Raw genomic sequence first — 23,337 nt, 5'->3', positions numbered from 1 at the left:
TTCGTATTATACTTCTGTGGTAGTAAACAGGAAAAAAAGATTTTAGGGTTGGGTTAAAAAAAGTATTAGCCGCCAGGCCGAATTGTTTTTTGCCTGAAATTTAAAGTTCTCTTGATACGTGTTGTTAATAACAGTTCGTGGCCATCTTGTTGTATTATTCTTTTTACGCCGTTAGATGGTTACGCTAAGGATATTAATACTACTCCGATAAGCGGGCCGATCAAATCAAATGATAGGGGGATTTGTATTGTTTTATTTCTGCTTATTAATTAAATGTAACTTGTTTTTTTCATTGAAATATAACCTGAAGGAAATGTATAACGTATAAAGAAACAATTTAAAACCAAGCGCACAAAAATCTTGAAAATAAGCTATTTGAAAATTATCCTGCTATCAATCTGTGCACTCTTCATAAATAAGCTCGCTTTTGCGACTACTTTTGATTGGACCGGCGCGGGAACATGTTCAGGTTTTTTATGTTCTGGTGGTTATATAAACGGCACTTTATGGAGCAATCCGGATAACTGGACTGTTGGAGGAGCGACAACAACCTCATACCCCGGTCAGGGCGGTAGTACTGCCGACATTGTTCGCTTTGGTGTTACAGGCTCTACTTACACAAACCAACCTGTCCTTTCGGCAAACGTTACAGTAGCTTCAATCACTTTTGGACGGATTCAATACGTTTCGGGAGGCGTCTTAGCGGGCACATCGCTAACCGGAACAATATTAACTGTAAATAGCGCGACACTGACCGTAACAGGTGATATCACCCAGGATGTCAATACCAATGCAAGTGGTACCATTTTCAATGATATAAGAGGAACCGGTACGATCTCCTGCACAAACATACAGATCGGTACTAATTCAGCCACCTATGGTAGTTTTTCATTTTTGTTTTCGGAGGTCAACACACTAACAGTCAGCAACAATGTAAATATACATCTGAACGTAAAACAACAAAATGGAAGTGGATTCAGATTGGAAGGGGGGACTATGACCATAAATAACCAGATAACCTTTACAAATCACAGTGTTACCAGTCAGAATGGCGCTTACTTTACGGTGAATGCCCTCACATCATATAAAACAACTAATACGGTTGTAAATCCAACATTAATCCTTAACGCCACAAACGCCATCGGAACGATACCTGTACCTTATGCGTCCTGTAATTTTTATGGTGACCATGGAGGTAAAGCTACTGTTAATTATAAAGGGGCTAACCCAGTGATTTATACTACTTCAGTTCAGGGTTTTGGCTCGGGTGGCGGGCCTGTAAACCCAAATGCGGCTACAGATCGCACTTATGACAACCTCATTATACAAGGCAGCGGCACAGCTGTTATTGGTGGTACAACCGCTGGTCAAACAAGTTATTTAAATATCGATTCCACATTTACCACAAATTCAAATGTGTCATTTTCCAATGCAACCAATACGGCTACCAAAATTGGTGTGGCTGGTTCAACAGCTGCCATCTGGACTAATAATGCAGCTGCGACGATTACCGGCGGTTCTGGAAGTATTGACGTAAACGGAACGCTCAGCAATGTCGGCACCATGAATATGGGGACAGGTGCCTTATCGATTGCCAAGGACTATACCAATACAGGCACTTTTACACCCAATGCATCCGCGCTGATATCATTTGATGGCACAACGCAAACGCTCACAGATGCTACAAGCACCGGTACAAATTTTTATAACGTAACCTTCACTGGTGGCGGAACCAAAACAATGGCATCAGGCAGCAAATTTACAGTTGCTCCATTATATACGTTAAATGTAACCTCATCAGCAAGCGCGGGGTCGACCCTTGCGGTAGGTAATGCCACATCAACAACATCGGCGCTTACGTTATTGTCTACTGCTGTTGGGGACGCAAGTATCGGTAATCTTGTATCAAGTGGTTTCGTCAATAGTATAACCGGCAGTATTAATGTTCAGCGTTACGTAAAAGGCACTTTGCGCCGGTATATGCTGCTTTCGTCGCCGGTGCTTAACGGTACAACTACATTTACAACAACTGGCTCGCTTTCTACCTATAATCTGATTCCGCTTATCGCAACAACTTATATCACAGGCCCGTCTGGCGGTGGTTTTGATTCTTCTCCAACCACGAATAATAGTCCGTCTGTTTTTGTATATGATGAAAACGCGCCTCTCAGTACCGACCCCAATCAGGTGGTAAATAACGAGTATAAGCCATTTAGCTCAACAAGCCAGGGCTTGCCTGCTGCTAATGGTTTTTTATATTATTTCAGAGGCAGCAGAAGCGTGGTTAACCCTTTTGTAAGGCCTTTTCCGGCGACGGATAACGCTACATTAAATTTTTTCGGTACAGTTATTAAAGGCACTGGCTCAGCCGCTACCAATGCCGCGTTAACGGCCAATATTGTTAATTTTCCATCTACGCCGCCAACTTATTATACGGCTACAGCAGTAAGTGCTCCGCAGGCGTTGTCATTCAATTCAACCGTCTCAACAAAGAAAGGACTTAATCTTATTGGTAACCCTTATGCGTCAGTAATTGACCTTAATAAACTTTATACTGTAAACGGGAGTGTTCACAAATTTTATTATATGCTGGTAAAAGACGCAAGTACGGGCACCAATAGTTCTTCAACCAAGTTTGCTTTGTATGATGCCAGTACTAATAGTGTCGGAGCAGGTGCGAGTCGTTATGCTTTGTCAGGACAGGGTTTTTTCATATTAGCAACAGCTGCGTCAGCGCTTAAATTTGATGAGTCAATGAAGGTGGCCTATTCTCTTTACTCAAACTCTCCTTCATCTAATCCAATATTCAATGTCGTTGGCAACCCAAGTAAAAATATTGGCGCTTCGTTTGCGAGCAAAGCTACCAATGATATTGAAAGCCCTTTGCCCCGTCTTACTATGGAGTTGGTGCAGGATGCGATAGTCCACAACTCTACCGATATCAATTTTGATAAAAATGCTACAGACAAGTTTGTTCCTGGCGAAGATGCACCCTATTATCGGCCATCAGGGCAGGGTGATTTGTTTTACTCGTTAAGCAGCGATTCGGTAGGGTGTTTTGCTAATTACACAGGTAATCTCGAAAAGTTAAAACGTGTAAACCTGATCGTTACTTTCTCGAATTATGGCACGTATAAACTTACCTCGCCCGTAAAAAAGAATATAGATGCAAGGTATTCAATTTATCTAAAGGATAAATACACCAACGATTCGCTTGATGTTGTACATAATTCCGAATACGCATTCAAAGTAGAGTCGAACCCGGCAAGCTATGCTCATGACAGGTTTTGTCTTAAAATAGGTATCGTTCCTGGTCACGATTATCGGCTGTTAACCTTTACAGGGAAGAAAGTTACTGAAGGGATAGCTCTAAACTGGGAAACCAATAATGAAAGCAACTTTACCAAATTCGCTGTTCAAAAAAGTGCTGATGGGGGCAAAACGTTTTTGACTATAGATAGCCTGCAGTCAACTGGTATCGGTAAATATAACTATACAGACCAAACTCCTGGTAGCGGGCAGATAATCTACCGCCTTGGCCAAACCCTGGTAACCGGGGAAAATAAACTCTCCGATAACCTTAATTTTGAGATCCGACCGGGCGCCGGAGTAACTAAATTTCTGGTCTATCCAACCGTAGTTTCAGCGAGTACAGTCAATATAAAGGTAGAACAAACATCAACCAGGCCTGTTAGGATTAATATAGTCAGCCCTTCGGGGGCTATTGTGAGAAGACTATCGGCAACAGGTACAAATACTATGCAGGAAAATGTTAATAGCTTGAGCCGCGGGCTTTACATAGTAGTTGCAGTTAATGAAGGCACAGGAGATAGGATTGGGAGTGGAATGTTTTTTAGACAATAACAACATGTTTGAATTAGGTATGATTAAATCAAAATGGAAAACAATATTAGCTATTATAATAATCAACCTGCTCACTGTATCCTGGAGTTTTGGCGATCCGGGAGATGGTCTTTGCGATGGCAATGATGGCGGCCCCGACGGTTGCCCGCTGGACACCTGGGTATGGATTTTGATTTTAGTTGCGCTATTTTTTACCGTTCGGCATTTAAGATTAAATAAACACGCCAAAACTTCATCATAACTTCGGTTTAATTGATTTTTATTTACGCCTTCCTGGCTTAATGCTGAAGTTTTAAACTCAAAGGGTTAGGATAATTGTCGCTTTGGTCTTCAGCCACATTATCCAGACATTTAAAATCTTTTTCAATAAGCAGGTACATCTGGTTGTGGTTGCTTTCGTAACCAACACGGTCGGTGCTTGCCCATTCAACGGCCATCGCGGCCGGCATATACATAATTATGGTGTTATCGCTGAAACCGGCAGTTAAAAATTCAGTTGCAGAGCGTTGCAATGCATATTTAAATACTTGTGAACCAAAATTGGTGCTTTCTTCCAGATAACCGTCCCTGTCAAAGTTTTCTACGTCAGTTTTGGTTAAGCGATAGCGCAGCGAGTTTCCTTTTATTCTGATCTTCATTTTTTTAATTTTTTACGTTAACAACATCACCTATAATAATAATAGCGGGGTAAGTAAGCTGATTATCTGCCGCGATAGCTTCAAGCCCGCTTACTTTTCCTTTTGCAGATTTTTGTTGAGGCAATGAAGCATGTTGTATAATAGCTGCCGGTGTATCGCCTTTACCCGCTTTTATGTAGGCTGATGCTATTTCTGCCAGCTTTTTCATCCCCATATATATAACAACTGTTGCGTTACTGTGCATGGCGCAGGTTAAATCGGCAGATAGACTGCCATCTTTTTTGGTGCCGGTAACCATCCATACGCTTTCGCTCACTTGCCGGTGGGTTAAGGGGATGTCTTCCAGTCCGGAGGCCTGCATGCTGGTTACACCAGGTATGTAATGTGTGGTGATACCATGTTGACGGGCATAAACAATTTCTTCAAATCCGCGGCCAAATATAAATGGATCACCTCCCTTTAACCTTACCACATTACCTTTAGTAAATGCGTAGTGTTTTATCAGCTCATGAATTGTTTCCTGCGGTGTATAGTCACCATAAGGTTGCTTGCCAACGTATACCTTTTCACAATCATCCCGGCTTATCGCCAGTAACTCTTTGTTAGCCAGATTGTCATATAATATCACATTTGCCTGCTGTAATACCTTAAATCCCTTGATAGTCATCAATTCCGGGTCTCCTGGACCGGCTCCAAGTACAAAAAGTTCTGGATTTTGTATTTTTTTTTGCATTTTATTAAATTAATGATTGAAAAATAGATTTTTAAGCCTTTATATTTCATTGATTTTGTGAAAATCACAAAATCAATGAAAAAAAACTGTTTGAATATTGATATAAATTATATTAATAGCACTAATTTATGAATTTAAACACCAATAATCATGATTTATTTAATAAAAAATTGAAATTAAATTTTTATTTGATGTTTTTTTGAGTTATAATTGTGATATAAATGAAATCAAGGTCGCAGTTGATTCATTTTTAGTTTGAAAATTGCTTTAACATTTAAAAAATTTCGATATGTCAAAACCAACCATCATTGTTGTTGGCAACGGTATGGTAGGTTATAAGTTTTGCGAAAAACTTTTAGCCAGATCAACACAGTTCCAAATAATTGTTTTTGGCGAAGAGCCGCGTCACGCTTATGACAGGGTGCACCTTAGTGAATATTTTAACGGTAAGACTGCTGATGACCTATCGCTATCCACTTTATCGTGGTATTCAGATAATGGCATCTCGCTGCATTTGGATGACCCCATCCAGGAAATCAATCGCACCGAAAAAACAATCCACTCTTTAAAAGGCATTACACTTAAATATGATTACCTGGTTTTAGCAACCGGCTCATCGGCTTTTGTGCCCGATATCCCGGGTATTGAAAAGGAAGGTGTGTTCGTGTATCGCACCATTGAAGACCTGGAGTTGATCAAGGCCTGCGCTGTTAATGCAAAATCAGGAGCTGTAATGGGTGGTGGCTTGCTAGGGCTGGAAGCTGCTAAGGCTTTAATAGATCTTGGTATTTCTGAAACGCATGTTATTGAATTTGCACCGCGCCTGATGCCGCGTCAGATAGACTCTGCAGGGAGTAGTATGTTGCAAATGAAATTGAGCCAGCTGGGTTTGCATATTCACCTTAATAAAAGCACTGCTGCTATCACCGGCGATAAAAAAATCCACTCGTTAAAATTTAATGATGATAGTCAGCTTGCTGTAGATATGCTGGTTATATCGGCCGGCATTCGCCCGCGCGATGAGCTGGCTAAACTGGCGGGTTTGCATGTAGGTACACGTGGCGGTATTGTAGTGAACGAAAAAATGCAAACCAGTGATGAATGTATTTATGCTATTGGCGAGTGTGCTTTATACGAAGGTATGATATATGGCCTCGTTGCACCCGGCTATGAGATGGCTGATATTGTAGCAGCTCATCTAACTGAGGCTGATAAGAGTTTTTATGGCTATGATATGAGCACTAAGCTAAAGCTGATTGGTGTTGATGTGGCCAGCTTTGGTGATGCCTTTATTACTGAACCTGATTGTCGTACTATTTTGTTTGAGGATACGCATAAGGGGATTTATAAACGTATTAATATAACAAACGATGGCAAGAACCTTTTAGGTGGTATTTTAATCGGCGATGCAGATGCTTATAATATGCTGCTGCAAACCGTTAATAATAAAATAGTACTGCCGCCGGATCCTGAAGATCTGATATTAGGATCAAGGGGAGGTGAAGCTAATGCAGGGGCAGGTGTAATGAGCTTGCCTGATGATGCGCTGATCTGCTCATGCGAGGCGGTTACCAAAGGTGCAATCTGTTCGGCTGTAAATGAGGGTGGCGTTACTGGTATTGATGGCATGAAAAAATGCACCAAGGCGGGTACAGGCTGCGGCGGTTGCGTACCATTGGTAAAAGATTTGATTGCCGGCACCATGAAGGCGAATGGCCAGTATATTAAAAATGTTATTTGCGAGCATTTTGATTACTCGCGCCAGGAGCTATTTGATCTTGTTAAAATAAACGGGCTGAAAAACTACGACCTGGTACTTGACCATTACGGCAAGGGCGACGGCTGTGAGGTTTGCAAACCAGTTGTTGCCAGTATTTTATCCAGCTTATGGAATGATGTTATTGTAAAACAGGAAGTAATACAGGATAGCAATGATCGTTTTTTAGCTAATATTCAAAAGGGAGGCACTTATTCTGTTGTGCCGCGTATTCCGGGTGGTGAAATTACGCCTGATAAATTGATCGTGATTGGCCAGGTTGCTAAAAGATACGGGTTGTATACTAAAATAACCGGAGGGCAGCGCATTGATATGTTTGGTGCACACCTGAGCGATCTGCCTTTAATTTGGGAAGAGCTTATTGATGCCGGTTTTGAAAGCGGGCATGCTTACGGCAAGGCACTCCGTACTGTAAAAAGCTGTGTAGGCAGTACCTGGTGCAGGTTTGGCTTGCATGATAGTGTGACTTTCGCCATCGAGGTGGAGGATAGATACAAAGGGATTCGCGCGCCGCATAAAATTAAAGGCGGCGTAAGTGGTTGTGTTAGGGAGTGTGCCGAAGCGCAATCAAAAGATTTTGGAATTATAGCCACAGAGAAAGGTTGGAATTTATATGTGTGTGGCAATGGTGGCTCAAAGCCTCAGCACGCCCAGTTACTGGCTACAGATATTGATAAGGAGACCGTAATTAAATATCTCGACAGGTTCTTGATGTTTTATATAAAAACAGCCGATCAGTTAACCCGGACAGCAACCTGGCTTAATAAGCTCGACGGTGGCATGAGCTATCTTAAAAATGTAATAGTAAATGACAGTCTTGGATTGGGTGAGCAGTTGGAAGAGGAAATGCAGGCGTTGGTAAATACCTACCATTGCGAGTGGAAAGAGGCTATAAATAACCCTTCAATGCGTAAGCGCTTCGCTCATTTTATAAATGCGCCTGATGAAAAAGATCCTCATGCTCAATTTGAGCCAATGCGTGAACAGGTTCGCGCTAAGGAATGGTAGGTTTTATTAGGAAATCCCGAGTTTTTAGTTCAAAGTTAGATTGATCATTATTAAAAAGAAAACACAATGGAAGCAACAATAGCAACCCAATGGATCATGGCCTGTTATGTTGATGATGTGCCCGAAAATGGCGGATCATGTATTAAGCACGGCGATGAACAGATAGCAATATTTAATTTTACACGTCGCAATGAATGGTATGCTACGCAAAATCTTTGCCCACATAAGCAGCAAATGGCAATATCGCGTGGCATGATCGGCAGTGCCGGCGAAAGCTGCGAGCCAAAAGTAGCTTGTCCTTTTCATAAAAAAACATTTTCGCTGCTTACAGGTGAGTGTCTGGGTGAAGAGGAATTGGTGATAAAAACTTATCCGGTAAAAATAGCCGACGGAAAAGTTTTTGTCGGAGTTGATTAAATGCTGGTGTATTTAGGCGGGAAACAGAACGAAATTTACATTAAGCGCCGTTGCCGAAAGGGGTAATGGCGCTTTTTTTGTGTTTTTGTTTAAAATTTCAGTGTATTTCATACACCAATGTATTGGTTAATAAAGCCATGTTCGTTTTTGCTGTCTTATTTTGAATTTATTTTTCGAATTTTTAGAGTTTAAAGCAAATTAAAATGGCTTTATATCGGTGTATGTGATTTTTTATAATGATTTTATTTTGTTGAAAGGATTTTAATTTGGTTTTTGCGATGGTTTATTGGTTTTTTATCTATTAATAAATTGTTAAAAATGCATTTCAGCTGTTTTTGACCGTTTGTAATTTGAGTTTTTATCAAAAAATATAGTTTTTAATGATTTTAATCATAAAAATTCATTTTAAAAATCAATTATTTGTACGCAATCATTAAATAAGTTATATTTATCATAATTAAACAGACAAATAAATCAAAAAAGGTTGAGCCTATGGTAAAAATCAAAAATTCATAAAAAAGCCCTGCCGGGAGGTCGCATTCCCAGACAGGGTTAAATAGTTTTTAATCGCTTTAACAAATAAAAAACCAATTCAAATGTACAAAAATGTATCTAATCAATACACTATTGGAAAAATTCTATTAATTATATCATGTTTCGTTTCTTATAATGCTTCTGCGCAGCTGTCTTTGACAGGGCAGATCAAAACAAGGGGCGAATTACGTGATGGTTATGGAACTTTAGAACCGATAGGTAACAAAAACGCGGCCTTTGTGTCACAACGAACGCGGCTCACCTTTAATTACAAAAGCAGCAAGCTTGTTTTCCAAACATCCGTACAGGATGTAAGGCTGTGGGGCCAGGATGCCTCAACTATTACTATCAACGACGGCAGCCGGCTAAGCCTTCACGAAGCCTGGGCCGAGCTGATCCTCTCCAACAAAAAAGACACTTCCTTTAAAAAATCACCTGTCGATTATTTCGCCATAAAAGCTGGTCGCCAGGAAATTAGCTATGACGATGAACGCTTGCTTGGCGCTACCGACTGGATTCAGCAAGCCCGCAGGCACGACGCCATCGTATTAAAACTTCTTCAATCAGGCTGGCAGGTTGATCTCGGCGCTGCCTTTAATCAAAGCTCTGATGCTATTAACTATAATGGCACCTATTATACACCGGCCAATGTACCCGCTACAGTAAAGGATAGCAAAGGTAATCTGGCTAACACCCCTGCCGGGCTTATCCCGCTAGTCAATGCCTCTGGTATTAGCGCCAAAAACGGCAACCTCTCATTTTTAAATCCTCCCGGTACTAACGGGCAAAACCAGAACTATAAAGCACTTGAATATCTCTACTTTGCTAAAAAATTTAATAAAACTAAAGTAACCGGCCTTTTCCTGGCCGATCAGTTTGCTAAATACAAGCTCGATTCGGTAAAAAATGTATCAGGCGAAGATGTTGGTTATATATATGGCCGCCGGTTTAATCAACCAGGAGTTAATACCCGCTATACAACCGGGCTGCTTGTTAATCCCGTTTTCGGCAGCAAAGATGAATGGGCTGCTACCGCTGGATTTTATTACCAGGGAGGTCATGATCGCGACGGTGCTGAGTTAAGTGCTTACACTTATACCGCATCTTTATCATACAAAAGCAGTAACATGGCTTATACAGCCGGATGGGATTATCTGTCTGGAAATGATGCGCTGTCCGCTTCAAAAACCAATCACAGGTTTGACCCATTGTATGGTACTCCGCATAAGTTCTGGGGCTATATGGACTATTTTTATGCAGGCACCGGATCCCCAACCGGCGGCTTGAGCAACCCTTACGTTAAAATCAAATATCTTTCAGATAATAAGCGATTTAGCGTTGATTTGGCTAATCATTACTTTCTGTTGGCTAAAGATCAGAAAGGAACAAACGGCCAACCTATCGACAAATATTTGGGTACTGAATTTGATCTCACCAACAGCTATAAGCTTAACAAATTTACCGCTGTTGATCTGGGCTTATCTTACATGGCAGCAACCCACAGCATGGAGTATGCCAAAGGTTTAACGCCGGATAGCAGCAAACTGCACCCGTTTTGGGCGTACCTGCAGCTTAATATCAAACCTGAGTTTTTGAATAAGTAATGTAGGCTAAAAGCTTAAGGCTAAAGCCGAAAGCGAGAAATGTTAAAAAATCAAAGTACAAACAAACAGCTTTTAGCCTTAGGCTTTGAGCTTTAAGCTTAAAAAAATGGAAAAACAACTTACCAAACTCAACATATTTTCATTGAAGGGCGTACAGATGCGCACCTTTCACATTACCTGGCTCATGTTTTTTGTTTGCTTTTTTGGCTGGTTCGGACTGGCGCCATTAATGCCAACCATCCGTGCCGAATTACATTTGAGTAAAGGACAAGTGGGTAACACCATCATTGCATCTGTAGCTGCAACAATTATTGCCCGCCTTATTATAGGTAAACTTTGTGATACCTGGGGGCCGCGCAAAACAGCAGTCAGGTTATTAATAATAGGGTCCTTACCTGTATTTCTGGTAGGTCTGGCACATGATTACACGTCTTTTTTATTGTTTCGTTTGGCAATCGGTGTAATAGGTTCATCGTTTGTAATTACTCAGTTCCATACTTCGATGATGTTTGCGCCGAATATAAAAGGCACAGCCAACGCGGTAACCGGAGGCTGGGGTAATCTTGGCGGTGGAGTAACCAATATGGTGATGCCTTTAATATTTGCTGCTATAGTAGGGGCCGGCTTTACCAAGGCCGAAGCCTGGAGGTATGCCATGATAGTTCCGGGTGTAATGATGCTGATAATTGCATTTGTATACTGGAAATTTACCAAAGACACGCCTAACGGTAACTATGATGAAGTAGGTTATGCCAAAACCAACCCATCAAAAACCGATTGGTCGATATTGGCCGACTGGCGTGTTTGGGCACTTACACTGGCCTATGCGATGTGTTTTGGTATGGAGATCACTTTTGATAATGTAGCTTCTCTGCATTTTGTAGATACTTTTCATTTGTCGCAAAGTTCGGCCGGTTTCTGGGCAGGTATTTTTGGCTTCATGAACATTTTTGCCCGCGCGTTAGGCGGCATTGTATCTGACAAAGTTGGTGGCAAATTCGGAATGCGGGGCAAGGGCTTATTGCTTGCCGGCGTACTGCTGCTGGAAGGCATTGGTCTTGTTCTGTTTGCAAATTCGGGCAACCTTACAATGGCTATTATTTCCATGCTCTCGTTTGCACTGTTCCTCAAAATGTCAAATGGCGCCACCTATGGCATAGTGCCTTTCATCAACAGTAAAAATGTTGGGATGGTAAGTGGTATAGTGGGTGCGGGCGGTAACCTTGGCGGGATGTTGTTTGGATTTCTTTTTAAATCGGAGCATATCACCTATATACAGGCATTTACCTACATCGGTATAACTGTTATAGTGATTTCCGTGATTGTGCTGATCACCCGTTTTCAAAAACAGGCTGAAGCTCAAACAGCAGATGAGCCTGCTTTAGCTTTAGGAGCTTAAAGCCCGGGCAAAAAAATTTTAAGCAGAAAGCCATTAACGCTTTCTGCTTAAAATACATAATAAATAGTAATAAATAAAAGAGCTTTTGGCTTTCAGCCTTAAGCTTTTAGCTTAAAAGAAATGTTGAATAAACGCCCTCAAAATACATTTAAAAGTACTTGCTGCTACTGCGGAGTAGGATGCGGCGTGGTAATTAATAAAGAAAAAAATGGCAGTATAACGCTTGAGGGCGATAAGGACTATCCCGTAAATAAAGGCATGTTGTGCAGTAAAGGGCTTAACCTGCATTACACAGCTAATGATAAAACCGACAGGCTGGTGTACCCTCAAATGCGTTATAACAAAAGCATGCCCCTGCAAAGGGTAAGCTGGGACGACGCATTGGAGCGCACAGCAGCCATTTTTAAAACGTTCATTGATAAATACGGGCCGGATTCGGTTGCATTTTATGCCTCAGGCCAGTGCCTTACTGAAGAATATTATGTTGTCAATAAGTTAATTAAAGGTTTTATTGGCAGTAATAATATAGATACTAATTCGCGTTTATGTATGAGCAGCGCGGTTGCCGCGTATAAAATTGCTTTAGGCGAGGATACTGTACCTGTATGCTATGACGATATTGAACTGGCCGATTGCTTTTATGTTACCGGAGCTAACCCAGCCTGGTGCCATCCTATTTTATGGCGAAGGGTTGAAGCGCATAAAGCCGCAAATCCCGATGTGAAAATCATTGTTGTTGACCCCCGGGTGACGGATACCTGCAGCAATGCCGATCTGCACCTGCAGTTAAACCCGGGTACCGATATCACCCTTAACCACGCTATTGGCAGGGTATTGATAGAGAACGGGGATATCGATATTGATTTTGTAAACAATCATGCTGATGGTTTTGAGCAGTACAGCAAATTGGTATTTGAACGTACCCTTGCTGAATCATCTGCAATTTGCGGTGTAAGTGAAAACGACATCCGGCTTGCTGCCAGTTATATAGGCGATGCAGAAGGTTTTATAACGATGTGGACAATGGGGCTAAATCAAAGCGCTGTTGGGGTAAATAAAAATTTAAGCCTCCTGAATCTTAATTTGATAACAGGCCATGTTGGTAAGCCGGGATCTGGCCCATTATCGCTAACGGGGCAACCAAATGCTATGGGCGGGCGCGAAGTGGGAGGGCTTGCTAATCTTTTACCGGCGCATCGTATTTTAACTAACCCGGCAGACAGGGCGGAGGTGCAGAAGTTTTGGGGAGGTACAGAGATAGCCGCAAAACCTGGTCTTACCGCAACGGAGATGTTTGAGGCATTAAATGATGGCCGCCTTAAAGCCATCTGGATCATGTGTACCAACCCCTTAACCAGCTTGCCAAACGTACGCCTTGCCGAAGAGGCTTTGAAAAAAGCAAAGTTTGTGGTGGTTCAGGAGATCAGCAATAAGCCCGAAACATTGGCTTATGCCGATGTGATCCTCCCCGCAGCAGCCTGGGCCGAAAAGGAGGGTACTATGACCAATTCTGAAAGGCGGATCAGTTATTTGAGTAAAGTACTTGACCCACCAGGCGAGGCTATGCCGGATAGCGAGATCATTTGCCGTTTTGCTCAAAAAATGGGGTATAAAGGCTTCGACTTCAAAAATGCCGCAGAAATTTATGCCGAGCATGCTAAACTAACAGGCAAAACCAATATTGATATCAGCGGGCTTACGCACGAAACCATCATACAACAACGGTCAATACAATGGCCTTATAAAAAACGTAATACGATACCAGGGACACCCCGCTTGTTTACCGACAAGCAATTTTATACCGAAACACGTAACGCTAAGATAAGCGCGGTACCGGATGCGCATACCAGCGAGGTTCCTGACGGCGACTATCCTTTTATTCTCACTACTGGCCGTATCCGCGATCAATGGCATACCATGAGCAAAACCGGTAAGGTGAATAAGCTTAACCAGCATATTAAAGAGTCATTTATCGAGATCAATCCTGCTGATGCTGAAGCATTGGAGATCAGGGAAGGCGATGTAACTATTATTACATCCAGAAGGGGGGAAGTGAGGGTAAAAGCCAGGATTACCGAACAGATAAAGCAGGGTGTCGTTTTTGTGCCGATGCATTGGGGCAAGATCCTGAACAATGATCTGCACCGCATTAACAATGTTACTAATGACGCACTTGACCCAATATCGAAGGAGCCGGATTTTAAGTATTGCGCGGTAAATATCCAAAAATATAAAAAGCCATTTCAAAGAATTGTGGTTGTTGGAGCCGGCGCCGGTGCGCACGGCTTTGTACGATCATATCGGGAACTCAACAAAGATGATGAGATCATCATTTTCAGTAAAGAAGACCATCCTTTTTACAATCGTGTTATGCTGCCAGATTATATCAGCGGTGAGCAACGCTGGGAGCAACTGGTAAAAATGACGGATGAGGAAGAACCCGAACTTAAAATAAAGTTATTACGTGGCGTAAGTGTCGAGAAAATAGATCGTGTTAACAAATATGTCCTCGATAGCCGCGGTGTAAAAACCTATTACGATGTGTTGCTGTTGGCTACCGGCAGCCGGGCGGCAATTCCTAAAAACGTTCCATCCCTGCCGGGGATCTTCAGTATGCGCAGCCGTAACGATGCTGATAATTTCAAAAAGCATGTACCTAAAAACGGGCATGTGGTTATTGTTGGTGGTGGTTTATTGGGATTGGAGATGGCGGCTTCCCTGCGTGAAATAGGGATTACCATCACCATTATTCAACGTACATCAAGATTTTTAAACCGCCAATTGGATGAGTTGGGCAGCAGGCTCTTGCACGAAGAAATGGTTGATCAAGGCTGCGATATTTTTTATGACGACGAAGTACAGTTATTTTACGGTCGCAGCAAGCTTACCGGTATAGGTTTAAAAAGCGGGCGAAAAATTGACTGCGATGCCATGATCCTGGCCATCGGTACTACGCCAAACCTTGAAATTGCAAAAGATTGCGGCCTTGAAATTAAGCGCGGCGTAATTGTTAATGAACGTTTGCTTACCAGCGATCCGAACATATACGCCATTGGCGAAATAGCAGAGTTTAACGGCACATTATATGGTATAACCGCTGCTGCGGAACAACAAGCTGCTGTAGTTGCAGGCTATATGAACGGCGACATAGCCAGTTATTACAAGGGCAGCCTGTTTATGAATATCATCAAAATTCATGGCTTTGATTTGTGCAGTATCGGTTTATCTGATTGCCCGAATGAAAAAGACTATGAAGAAATTGTGTTTATAGACAAGGCCAAGCGTTATTATAAAAAATGCATTATTCACCAGGACAGGCTGGTGGGCACCATTTTAATTGGAGATAAAGGCGAGTTTCAGGAATTCAGAGAGCTGATAGCAAACAAAACCGAGCTTAGCGATAAGCGCCTGAAACTGCTTCGCAGCGGTAAAACGGCCGAACCTGTTTTAGGTAAACTGGTTTGTAGTTGTAATAATGTGGGGGCCGATAATATCCGTAATAAAGTAGCTGGCGGCTGTACGCAACTGGCCGATGTTTGCAGCCAAACCGGAGCCGGAACAGGCTGCGGATCATGCAGGCCCGAAGTAAAACGCCTGTTGGAAGAAGTACTTGAGCAACAATTATTAAAAGCTTGAACCAATGGATAATAAGCAACTAATTAAGATAAATTTACCCGGCGGTGTAGCTTCTGCCGGTGATTTTTACGAGATGCTCATCATCGCGCAAAATGCTGGTGCTAAACAGGTCCGTTTTGGGAACAGGCAGCAATTGTATTTTGAAATTGAAGAAACACAGTTGGAGGATCTGGAATTTGATATGCTTAGTGCCGGTATTGACTATGAAGTTAATCAGGATACTTATCCCAACATCACCAGTTCGTACATAGCTGATGGTATTTTTAACCAGGAGAACTGGCTCAAAGAAGGTGTTTATAAAGATATTTTCGATCTGTTTGATTATCAGCCCGAACTGAAAATAAACCTGGTTGACAGCAATCAAACTTTTGCTTCGTTTTTTACAGGTAACCTTAATTTTATTTCTTCGCCGGTAAGTAATTACTGGTACTTGTATATCAGGTTTCCTAAAACTAATATCCTGTATTGCTGGCCTGTATTGGTTTATTCGGATGATATTCCCGCCATTGGCAAAGCAATACAACAGGTTATATTTGCCAACAAAAAGCTGTTTTACGATCAGGTTGAAATCAATCCCGATAAGCTTTATCAATTAGTTACTGCCGGTTACCAATTTGTAATCCAGGAAATTGATCAACCGCTTATTATTCCCGAATTTCAACTACCCTATTATGAGGGCTTTAACAAACAGGGTAATAAATACTGGCTGGGTATTTACAGGCGCCACGAGCTTTTTGATATTGAGTTTTTGAAAGAAATCTGCAACCTGTGTATGCAAACCAGGGTTGGACAATTGTATTTTAGCCCGTGGAAATCCTTACTCATTAAAAATATCGAGGCAAAGCACAGGCCGTTATGGGGTAACCTGCTTAATAAATACCGGGTAAACATCAGGCATGCTTCAAATGAGCTTAACTGGCAGGTTGAAGACCTTTGCAATCCCTGCCTCGAGCTTAAGCAGCAATTGGTAAGCGAATTTGAAGAGGCCGATTTGCGAACATATGGACTTAGCTTTGCCATAAAGCGGTCGCCTAAATCGGGGATTTATGGCTCAATTATGATCCGCGCGCGAATGCCCGATGAATTTGAAATTGTGCATACACGTGACTTTAACCACAATACCCGCGAATTTGTGATTTATAAACAAGGTGTTGCCAAAGCAGATTTAAGCAGGCACCTGACAGCGCTTTGCGATATGTTTTATGAACAACAAATCAATAATCTATCACCGTTGCCGGTAAGCAAAACCAATACTGAAATTAAATCACCCAATCAAAAAACAGTTCATCAATGTAAAAGCTGTTTCACTATTTATGACGAGTTGTATGGAGATATCTTTAATAATATAGAACCCGGAATGCCATTTGAAAATTTAAGCGACTATGAATGCCCAACCTGCGGCGCCGAAAAGGAAAACTTTGCAGAACTGATGTATCAAGCCGATTAATTGTTTTTAAATAAATCAGTTTGAAAAAAATCGGCCTGTTTGCTTAGTTTAAACAGGCCGATTTTTTTATAATATACCTTCGATAATTTATTTTGCGGGAGTAATGATAATGTTTCTGTAATCGATAGGTCCGTGATCCCCCTGAATCAGGAGCGGCCCTGGTTCACCTTCTTTACTGTCGATAGCCCCGCCGGTAATGCCCGGAATTTCCTGCTGGCATATTACCATAGTACCATTGGCTACAATGGTAACTAATCTGCCAACCAGCGTAATATCATATGACTGCCATTCCCCGGCATTTTTTGCCATCATTTTATTAGGCGGCAGGAAACCGTAAATAGCGCTAAACTGGTTATTGATAGGTTCAGGCTCACCGGTTTTAGTGTCGATAACCTGTACCTCATAGCGCCCTCTCAGGTAAACGCCGCTATTGCTGCCTTTTTGATAGCGAAATTCGATGTGTAATTTAAAATCGCTGAATTTTTGATCGGTAATAAGGTTTGCGCCGGAGTGCTTGCTCCTCAATATGCCCGATTCTACTACCCATTGGTTTTTGCCGTCCGTATGCCAGCCTTTGGTGTCTTTACCGTTGAACAGTTTAACAGGTTTGCCCCAAACCGGTGCCTTTGTCCTTGTCATTGACGGAGCTCTGACACCTGTAAAATGATAAGTAACCCCATCTGAATATACCATTGTTCCAGTTAATTCTTCGCCCTTAACCTCAAATTCAAAATCCATGTTCCGGTTTCCCTCTTCCCATTGCAGCGGGATAGAAAAGCTGTATTTGCTGTCATGTGGTTTTACTTCTGATATTGGTCGCGCACTTCCGAAAGCATAGGTAAAACGGCCAATCAGGGTATGTGTGCCTGATTTTTGAACTTCCAGCCAGGAAGGAAGGCTTTTGCCACCTTTGTCGATGGTTATATCCCATCGGCCGATAACGGCAGGGTCCTTTGCCTGTTGAGCTTTGGCTCCCGAAATCATTAAAAGCAGCAATCCTGCGATGAGCTGTATGCGGATGAATCTGCTATTTGAGTTCTTTTTAATAGTAGGTTGGTTTCTCATAATTTTTAAATCTACAAACTATCATCCAATATTTTATTAGACGGTTAGTTTTTTGTAACAACCATGCAGCGATCATTTTCTTAAAGTTTAGTTAACATTAGTAATGTAGGTTTGTAGCATCAAATGATAGAAATTGCCGATACTATTTTACTTTCACGAATCAGGGAAGACGATCATTCGGCTTTTGATCTGCTGTTTGAGCGTTATTGGGAGCGCGCGTACCAGGCAGCCCGTGCCAGGCTTGATGACGAAGCACAAGCGCAGGACCTCATTCAGGAAATTTTCATCAAACTGTGGCAGCGCAGACATTCCCTAAACATTCAAACAAGTTTCGAGCAATATTTATTGAGCGCGGTACGTCTGAGCGTGATCAGTTATTTCAGATCGCAAAAGGTTACGCATGTACGCCTGGAGGACGCGCTGCAGCGTTTAGAATTGCTTGAAAATTCCATACATGACCATTCCGGATATCTTGAATTGGAGCAAACGCTTGAACAGGCGGTTAAGCATATGCCCGAAATGCTGCAAAAGGTTTACGAACTGCGCAGCGAAAACCACTCGGTAAAAGCAATTGCCAGCGAATTAGGACTGGCTGAGCAAACGGTAAAAAATTACATCTCTGAAGTACTGCGCCGGCTCCGTATCGCTATCTCCGAAAAACACCCCGAACAAAGCGCCGCCTATTTAGCACTAATACTATTTGCGCTTTACAATTAATTAACAAAATGTTGATGTAAATTATAAGTACCTCTAGGGCCTTTTGACGACTTACTGTTGAAAACCCACTATGGAGCTACGTAAATTTATAAAACAACTGGGCCGGTACCAGAAAGGCGCAACTAACGAAACCGAAAAAGCGATCATTGAAGCCTGGTATGATTCATATGATGCCGGGAATGAAAAGCAAGCGCTGCCGGCAGAAGAGCTGGAGCGCGTAAGAAATGCTATGCATGCTAAGATCAGCGGCTCCATCAATACGCCTGTACGGTCGATGTGGTTCAGCTATCGAATTGCTGCAAGTATTTTATTGTTATGCTGCTCCGCTGCGTTGATTTATTTTCTGAGAAAGCCCGCAACTGTAGTTCCGGAAACTTACACCACTTTAAGTACACATAGCGGTGAGATCAGGAAACTAACATTGCCCGACAGTTCTGTTGTTTGGCTAAATGCCCAAAGCCGTGTACGGATCCCTTCAAATTTTAATAAAACCATACGCCAGGTTTATTTGGATGAAGGCGAGGCTTTTTTTGAAGTTAAGCACAATGTTCACAAACCATTCAGGGTTATCACCGCTCCTTTACAGGTGCAGGTTTTAGGAACCTCGTTCAATATCAACGCATATCATAGCCTCCCTCATGTAAAAATTACTGTTGTTACGGGTAAGGTTGGGATAAGTAAAGGAACAAAACTGCTGTCATTCCTCAGGCCGGGAGAGGAACTTAGTTATACGACGGACGATGGCACCTTTGAGCAGAAAAAAGTGGATGCCGGTCAAAGCCAGAGCTGGAAGGATGGTGATACATATTTAAACCGCGTAAAGTTTGAGGAACTGTCATTAGTTTTTAAAAACCTGTATGGCCTTACTTTAAAAGCGGGCAGCAAACGGGTGCATGATTATTTATTCACCTTACGTATTAAGCGCAATACACCGGCCACAGAAACGCTGAAACTCATCAGCGCCATACATAACGCACATTTCAGAAAGGAGGGCACCAACGTAATTATTTATTAACCCTTTAAAAAGAAACCGGTCCTGTTTCAGCAGGAGCCGGCTTTAATTTCAGCAGGTGAAGGTTTGCCGACCCCAGCCTGCAATGCTCAGCAAAATTTGACTATTACAAAGCAATCAAAAATATGAATTTCCATACACAGTTATGCAGACAGTTTATGCGTATCTCTTTTTTACTAATTTCCATATCAATAACCATCGGCCTGGTATCGGTAAAAGCCACTGAGTTAGCGGCCCAGGGGGTTAATACCCGGCTTGATATCAGCATCGGGAACCAAGACCTTTCTTCAGTTATAAAAAAACTGGAGCAAAAGGCCAACGTTGTTTTTGCCTATGACGAAGTATTTCTAAAACTGGCCGATAAACATACCAGTGCGGCAACCTTTCAAAATGAAAGTCTGAAAAACATCCTTACTACCTTGTTAAAAGGGCAGGAGATAGGCTTTAAAGAACAAGCCGGCAATATCATACTTTACAGGCAGCTCACCGGGCGCCTAAGCGGCAGGGTAACAGATGAAAACGGGCAGCCCTTGCCCGGTGCATCGGTAAGTGTTGTTGGCACCTCGTTGGGAATGATGACCGATGCCGACGGCAGGTATAATATCAGCCTGCCCGAGGGCACTTACACCGTAGCCGCTTCATTTGTGGGTTACACCCGTGTTGAATCTGCCAATGTTACAATCAACGGTAATCAAACAACTACCTTAAATATAAGCCTTGTGGCTGGCAGCCAGTTAAAAGAAGTTACTGTAAGTTATGGAAAACAGCGTGCAAGGGAAGTAACGGGTTCGCTTACCCAGGTTGATGCAGCTCCGCTTCAGGATATGCCTGTAATGCAGTTTGCCCAACAACTACAAGGTAAGGCTGCAGGTGTTCAGGTAGCACAAAGCAGCGGACAGCCGGGCCGTGGTGTAGAATTCAGGATTAGGGGTGCGGCATCCTTTTATGCCAGTAACCAGCCATTGGTAGTAATTGATGGGATCCCTGTTACAGGCAGCATCAATAACATGAATCCTGCCGAGATCGAAAGCTTTAGTATTTTAAAAGATGCCTCGGCTACAGCACTTTATGGCTCACGGGCAGCAAATGGCGTGATACTGATCACTACAAAACATGCTAAACCGGGCGATGCTCAAATTGAATTTAATGCTAATTATGGTGTGCAGAAAATACCGGGCGAGCGTGTTCCAAAAATGATGGATGCCCGTGGCTTTGCCCAGTACATGAATGAAAAATTTACCGATAGCCGTCAGTACGAACCTGGCTATACAACAGCTACCCCAGCCGATTATTTGAACCCGGAGCAATATGGCGAAGGTACTAACTGGTATAAACTGCTTACCCGTACTGCTCCGATTCAAAGTTATGACATCACCATCCGCAGCGCGCGCGAAAAATCAAGTTCGACAGTTATGGCTGGTTACCAGGAGCAGCAGGGCGTACTGATTAATACCGGCACCAAATTGTTTTCATTGCGTATAAATCAGGACCTTTCATTAAGCAACAATAAATTAAAAATAGGCTTTAATCTTGCGCCAAGCTATCGCCTTGATCATAACAACCGTTTAGGTACTGATGGGGTTGGCGGTTTGTTTGAAAGGATTTTTGAAGCCAGTCCGTTAAAGTCGCCTTATAATGCAGATGGCAGTTACAACCGTGATACTTATTCACCGGGTATGGTGGCTTATATTAACCCGCTGGCCCAGTTCAACCTTACTAACGATGATTATAAAACTACACGCATCCTGGCCAATGGCTATTTAAACTACGAGTTTTTAACCGGCCTGAGCATTAAAACTAATATCGCTGTAGATAAAGGCGCCGAAACCCGGCAGTATTTCCAGTCGGGTGTAGTTACTTCAACGGTAGGTCAGGCCACCGGAACCAGCAGTTCAGTAGATAATGGATCATATACTGCGGAGGCGAACCTGGTTTACCATAGATCTTTCGGAGATCACAATATTGAAGCACTGGCAGGTTATTCTGCTCAAAAATATAGCGGTACTAATAATACGTTAACCGGTTTAGGTTACCCAAGCGACGATATCCCATATTTAAACGCGGCTACAAGTTTATCAGAAGGTGGCAGTTCATATAGTGCTTATTCGTTGTTATCTGGTATCGCTCGTATTAACTACAATTATAAAGGCAGGTACCTGCTGCAGGGGGCTGTTCGTCGTGACGGATCTTCGCGCTTTGGTGCGAACCAGCGCTATGGTAATTTCCCTTCGGTATCGGCAGGCTGGGTAATAAGTGATGAAAAGTTCATGGATCGTTTCAGTTTTCTTAACCTCATGAAGATCCGCGCGAGCTATGGCGTAACCGGTAATAATTTCTTTCCGGGTTACTATGCTGCACAGGCAACAATAGCGAAATATTATTATGAATTTGGTGGCGCATCTGTAGCAGGGCAAACCATTAACCGGTTGGCTAATGATGACCTTCGCTGGGAACGCAATAAACAATTCGATATCGGTTTAGACCTGTCGCTGTTTAACAATCGTTTGAATTTCACTTACGATTATTACCACAAAATATCCGATGGGCTTATCATGCAGCGCCCTATACCTAAGGCATCGGGCTTTACCAGCATCCTGGATAACGTGGGTGCTATTGAGTTATGGGGACACGAGTTTACGGTTAACTCAACCAACCTTACCGGGAAATTGAAATGGACAACTAACCTAAATGTTTCCTTTGATCGCAACCTGATCAAAAACCTGGTTTCTCCGGGTTACATCCGCAGAAACAACACGGTATCGTCTGATTATTACCGCCAGCAGGAGGGACACCACCTGGGCGAGTTTTATGGCTTTGTATTTTTAGGATTGTATAAAGATGCCAACGACCTGGCTAATTCGGCCAAGTACGGCAGCGCTTCTGACGTCGGTACTATCAAGGTTAAGGACATTAATGGCGATGGCGTTATCGATGATGTGAACGACCGTACCTTTATCGGGGATCCAACGCCAACATTTACCGGTGGCCTTACCAACAACTTTGTTTATAAAAACTGGGACCTGAACATACACATGGCCTTTTCAGTTGGGGGCAAAATATTAAATGCCGCTAAATGGGCTTATCAAACCAATCTCGACGGTTCACGTGTGATGCTTGCCGCGGCAGCCGACCGCTGGAGATCGCCGGAAAACCCTGGTTCGGGCGTTTATCCTCGTACAAAAACCGGTACTACAGCAATGGGAAGGCAGGTTAACTCGCAATGGGTTGAGGATGGTTCATACCTAACTGCAAAGAATATTTCGCTGGGATACCGGTTTAATTTGGGCGAAAAGTTTTTGATGCGCAGCCTGAGGGTTTATACATCTGTTCAGCAAGCTTTTGTATTTACAAAATATTCGGGCATGAACCCCGAGATCAACTTTGCCGGGCTTGACCCTACGCTGGGTATTGGCGTTGATGAAAATGCTTATCCTATCCCACGCACCTTTTCATTTGGTGTTTCAGCAACTTTTAAATAATCTCCCA

14 protein-coding genes are annotated in these 23,337 nt (G+C 42.6%); 11 read left to right on the top strand and 3 right to left on the bottom strand.

Annotation, left to right across the window (positions count from 1 at the left end; translation table 11 throughout):
• Positions 1 to 375 precede the first annotated feature (375 nt).
• Positions 376 to 3,864, top strand: a complete 3,489-nt coding sequence (locus BLP33_RS05950; RefSeq protein ID WP_175489939.1) for a beta strand repeat-containing protein — start codon at positions 376 to 378, stop codon at positions 3,862 to 3,864.
• Between the two features lie 4 nt (positions 3,865 to 3,868).
• Positions 3,869 to 4,105 (top strand): hypothetical protein, encoded by a 237-nt coding sequence (locus BLP33_RS05945; RefSeq protein WP_090525800.1) that lies wholly within the window; start codon positions 3,869 to 3,871, stop codon positions 4,103 to 4,105.
• 37 nt (positions 4,106 to 4,142) lie between these two features.
• On the opposite strand, the gene BLP33_RS05940 is transcribed toward BLP33_RS05945, so the two are convergent.
• Complete coding sequence (locus BLP33_RS05940; RefSeq protein WP_090525799.1) at positions 4,143 to 4,502, bottom strand: DUF7009 family protein; 360 nt, start codon at positions 4,500 to 4,502, stop codon at positions 4,143 to 4,145.
• Positions 4,503 to 4,506: 4 nt separating this feature from the next.
• Positions 4,507 to 5,235 carry a uroporphyrinogen-III C-methyltransferase gene (gene cobA, locus BLP33_RS05935; RefSeq protein WP_090525798.1) on the bottom strand — a complete coding sequence of 243 codons (729 nt, stop codon included), beginning with the start codon at positions 5,233 to 5,235 and terminating at the stop codon, positions 4,507 to 4,509.
• Between the two features lie 289 nt (positions 5,236 to 5,524).
• Here cobA and nirB point away from each other — a divergent pair, with 289 nt between their 5' ends.
• From nirB to BLP33_RS05905, 6 genes are all read left to right on the top strand, one after another.
• Positions 5,525 to 8,020 (top strand): nitrite reductase large subunit NirB, encoded by a 2,496-nt coding sequence (gene nirB / locus BLP33_RS05930; protein WP_090525797.1) that lies wholly within the window; start codon positions 5,525 to 5,527, stop codon positions 8,018 to 8,020.
• Positions 8,021 to 8,086: 66 nt separating this feature from the next.
• Positions 8,087 to 8,437: a nitrite reductase small subunit NirD gene (gene nirD, locus BLP33_RS05925; protein ID WP_090525796.1), complete on the top strand. Its 351-nt coding sequence runs from the start codon at positions 8,087 to 8,089 to the stop codon at positions 8,435 to 8,437.
• A 596-nt stretch (positions 8,438 to 9,033) separates the two neighbouring features.
• Entirely contained in the window at positions 9,034 to 10,575 is a 1,542-nt protein-coding gene (locus BLP33_RS05920; protein WP_090525795.1) for an alginate export family protein, read from the top strand.
• 106 nt (positions 10,576 to 10,681) lie between these two features.
• Positions 10,682 to 11,974, top strand: coding sequence for an MFS transporter (locus tag BLP33_RS05915; protein ID WP_090525794.1), 1,293 nt, complete (start codon positions 10,682 to 10,684; stop codon positions 11,972 to 11,974).
• A gap of 120 nt (positions 11,975 to 12,094) precedes the next feature.
• Entirely contained in the window at positions 12,095 to 15,610 is a 3,516-nt protein-coding gene (locus BLP33_RS05910; RefSeq protein WP_090525793.1) for a nitrate reductase, read from the top strand.
• Between the two features lie 4 nt (positions 15,611 to 15,614).
• Positions 15,615 to 17,057 carry a rubredoxin gene (locus BLP33_RS05905; RefSeq protein WP_254780067.1) on the top strand — a complete coding sequence of 481 codons (1,443 nt, stop codon included), beginning with the start codon at positions 15,615 to 15,617 and terminating at the stop codon, positions 17,055 to 17,057.
• A gap of 87 nt (positions 17,058 to 17,144) precedes the next feature.
• On the opposite strand, the gene BLP33_RS05900 is transcribed toward BLP33_RS05905, so the two are convergent.
• Entirely contained in the window at positions 17,145 to 18,122 is a 978-nt protein-coding gene (locus BLP33_RS05900; protein WP_090525792.1) for a 3-keto-disaccharide hydrolase, read from the bottom strand.
• Positions 18,123 to 18,245: 123 nt separating this feature from the next.
• On the opposite strand from BLP33_RS05900, the gene BLP33_RS05895 reads away from it, so the two are divergent.
• From BLP33_RS05895 to BLP33_RS05885, 3 genes are all read left to right on the top strand, one after another.
• Positions 18,246 to 18,839 (top strand): RNA polymerase sigma factor, encoded by a 594-nt coding sequence (locus tag BLP33_RS05895; RefSeq protein ID WP_090525791.1) that lies wholly within the window; start codon positions 18,246 to 18,248, stop codon positions 18,837 to 18,839.
• A gap of 70 nt (positions 18,840 to 18,909) precedes the next feature.
• Positions 18,910 to 19,854 (top strand): FecR family protein, encoded by a 945-nt coding sequence (locus tag BLP33_RS05890; RefSeq protein WP_090525790.1) that lies wholly within the window; start codon positions 18,910 to 18,912, stop codon positions 19,852 to 19,854.
• A gap of 122 nt (positions 19,855 to 19,976) precedes the next feature.
• On the top strand, positions 19,977 to 23,330 hold the full coding sequence (locus BLP33_RS05885; protein ID WP_254780066.1) for a SusC/RagA family TonB-linked outer membrane protein: 3,354 nt from the start codon (positions 19,977 to 19,979) through the stop codon (positions 23,328 to 23,330).
• The last annotated feature ends 7 nt before the right edge of the window (positions 23,331 to 23,337 follow it).

The organism is Mucilaginibacter sp. NFR10, from assembly GCF_900100445.1.
GTDB classification, from domain to species: domain Bacteria; phylum Bacteroidota; class Bacteroidia; order Sphingobacteriales; family Sphingobacteriaceae; genus Mucilaginibacter; species Mucilaginibacter rubeus.
The sequence above is the reverse complement of the archived record's forward strand: the minus strand, read 5'-3'. Positions and strand labels throughout refer to the sequence as shown.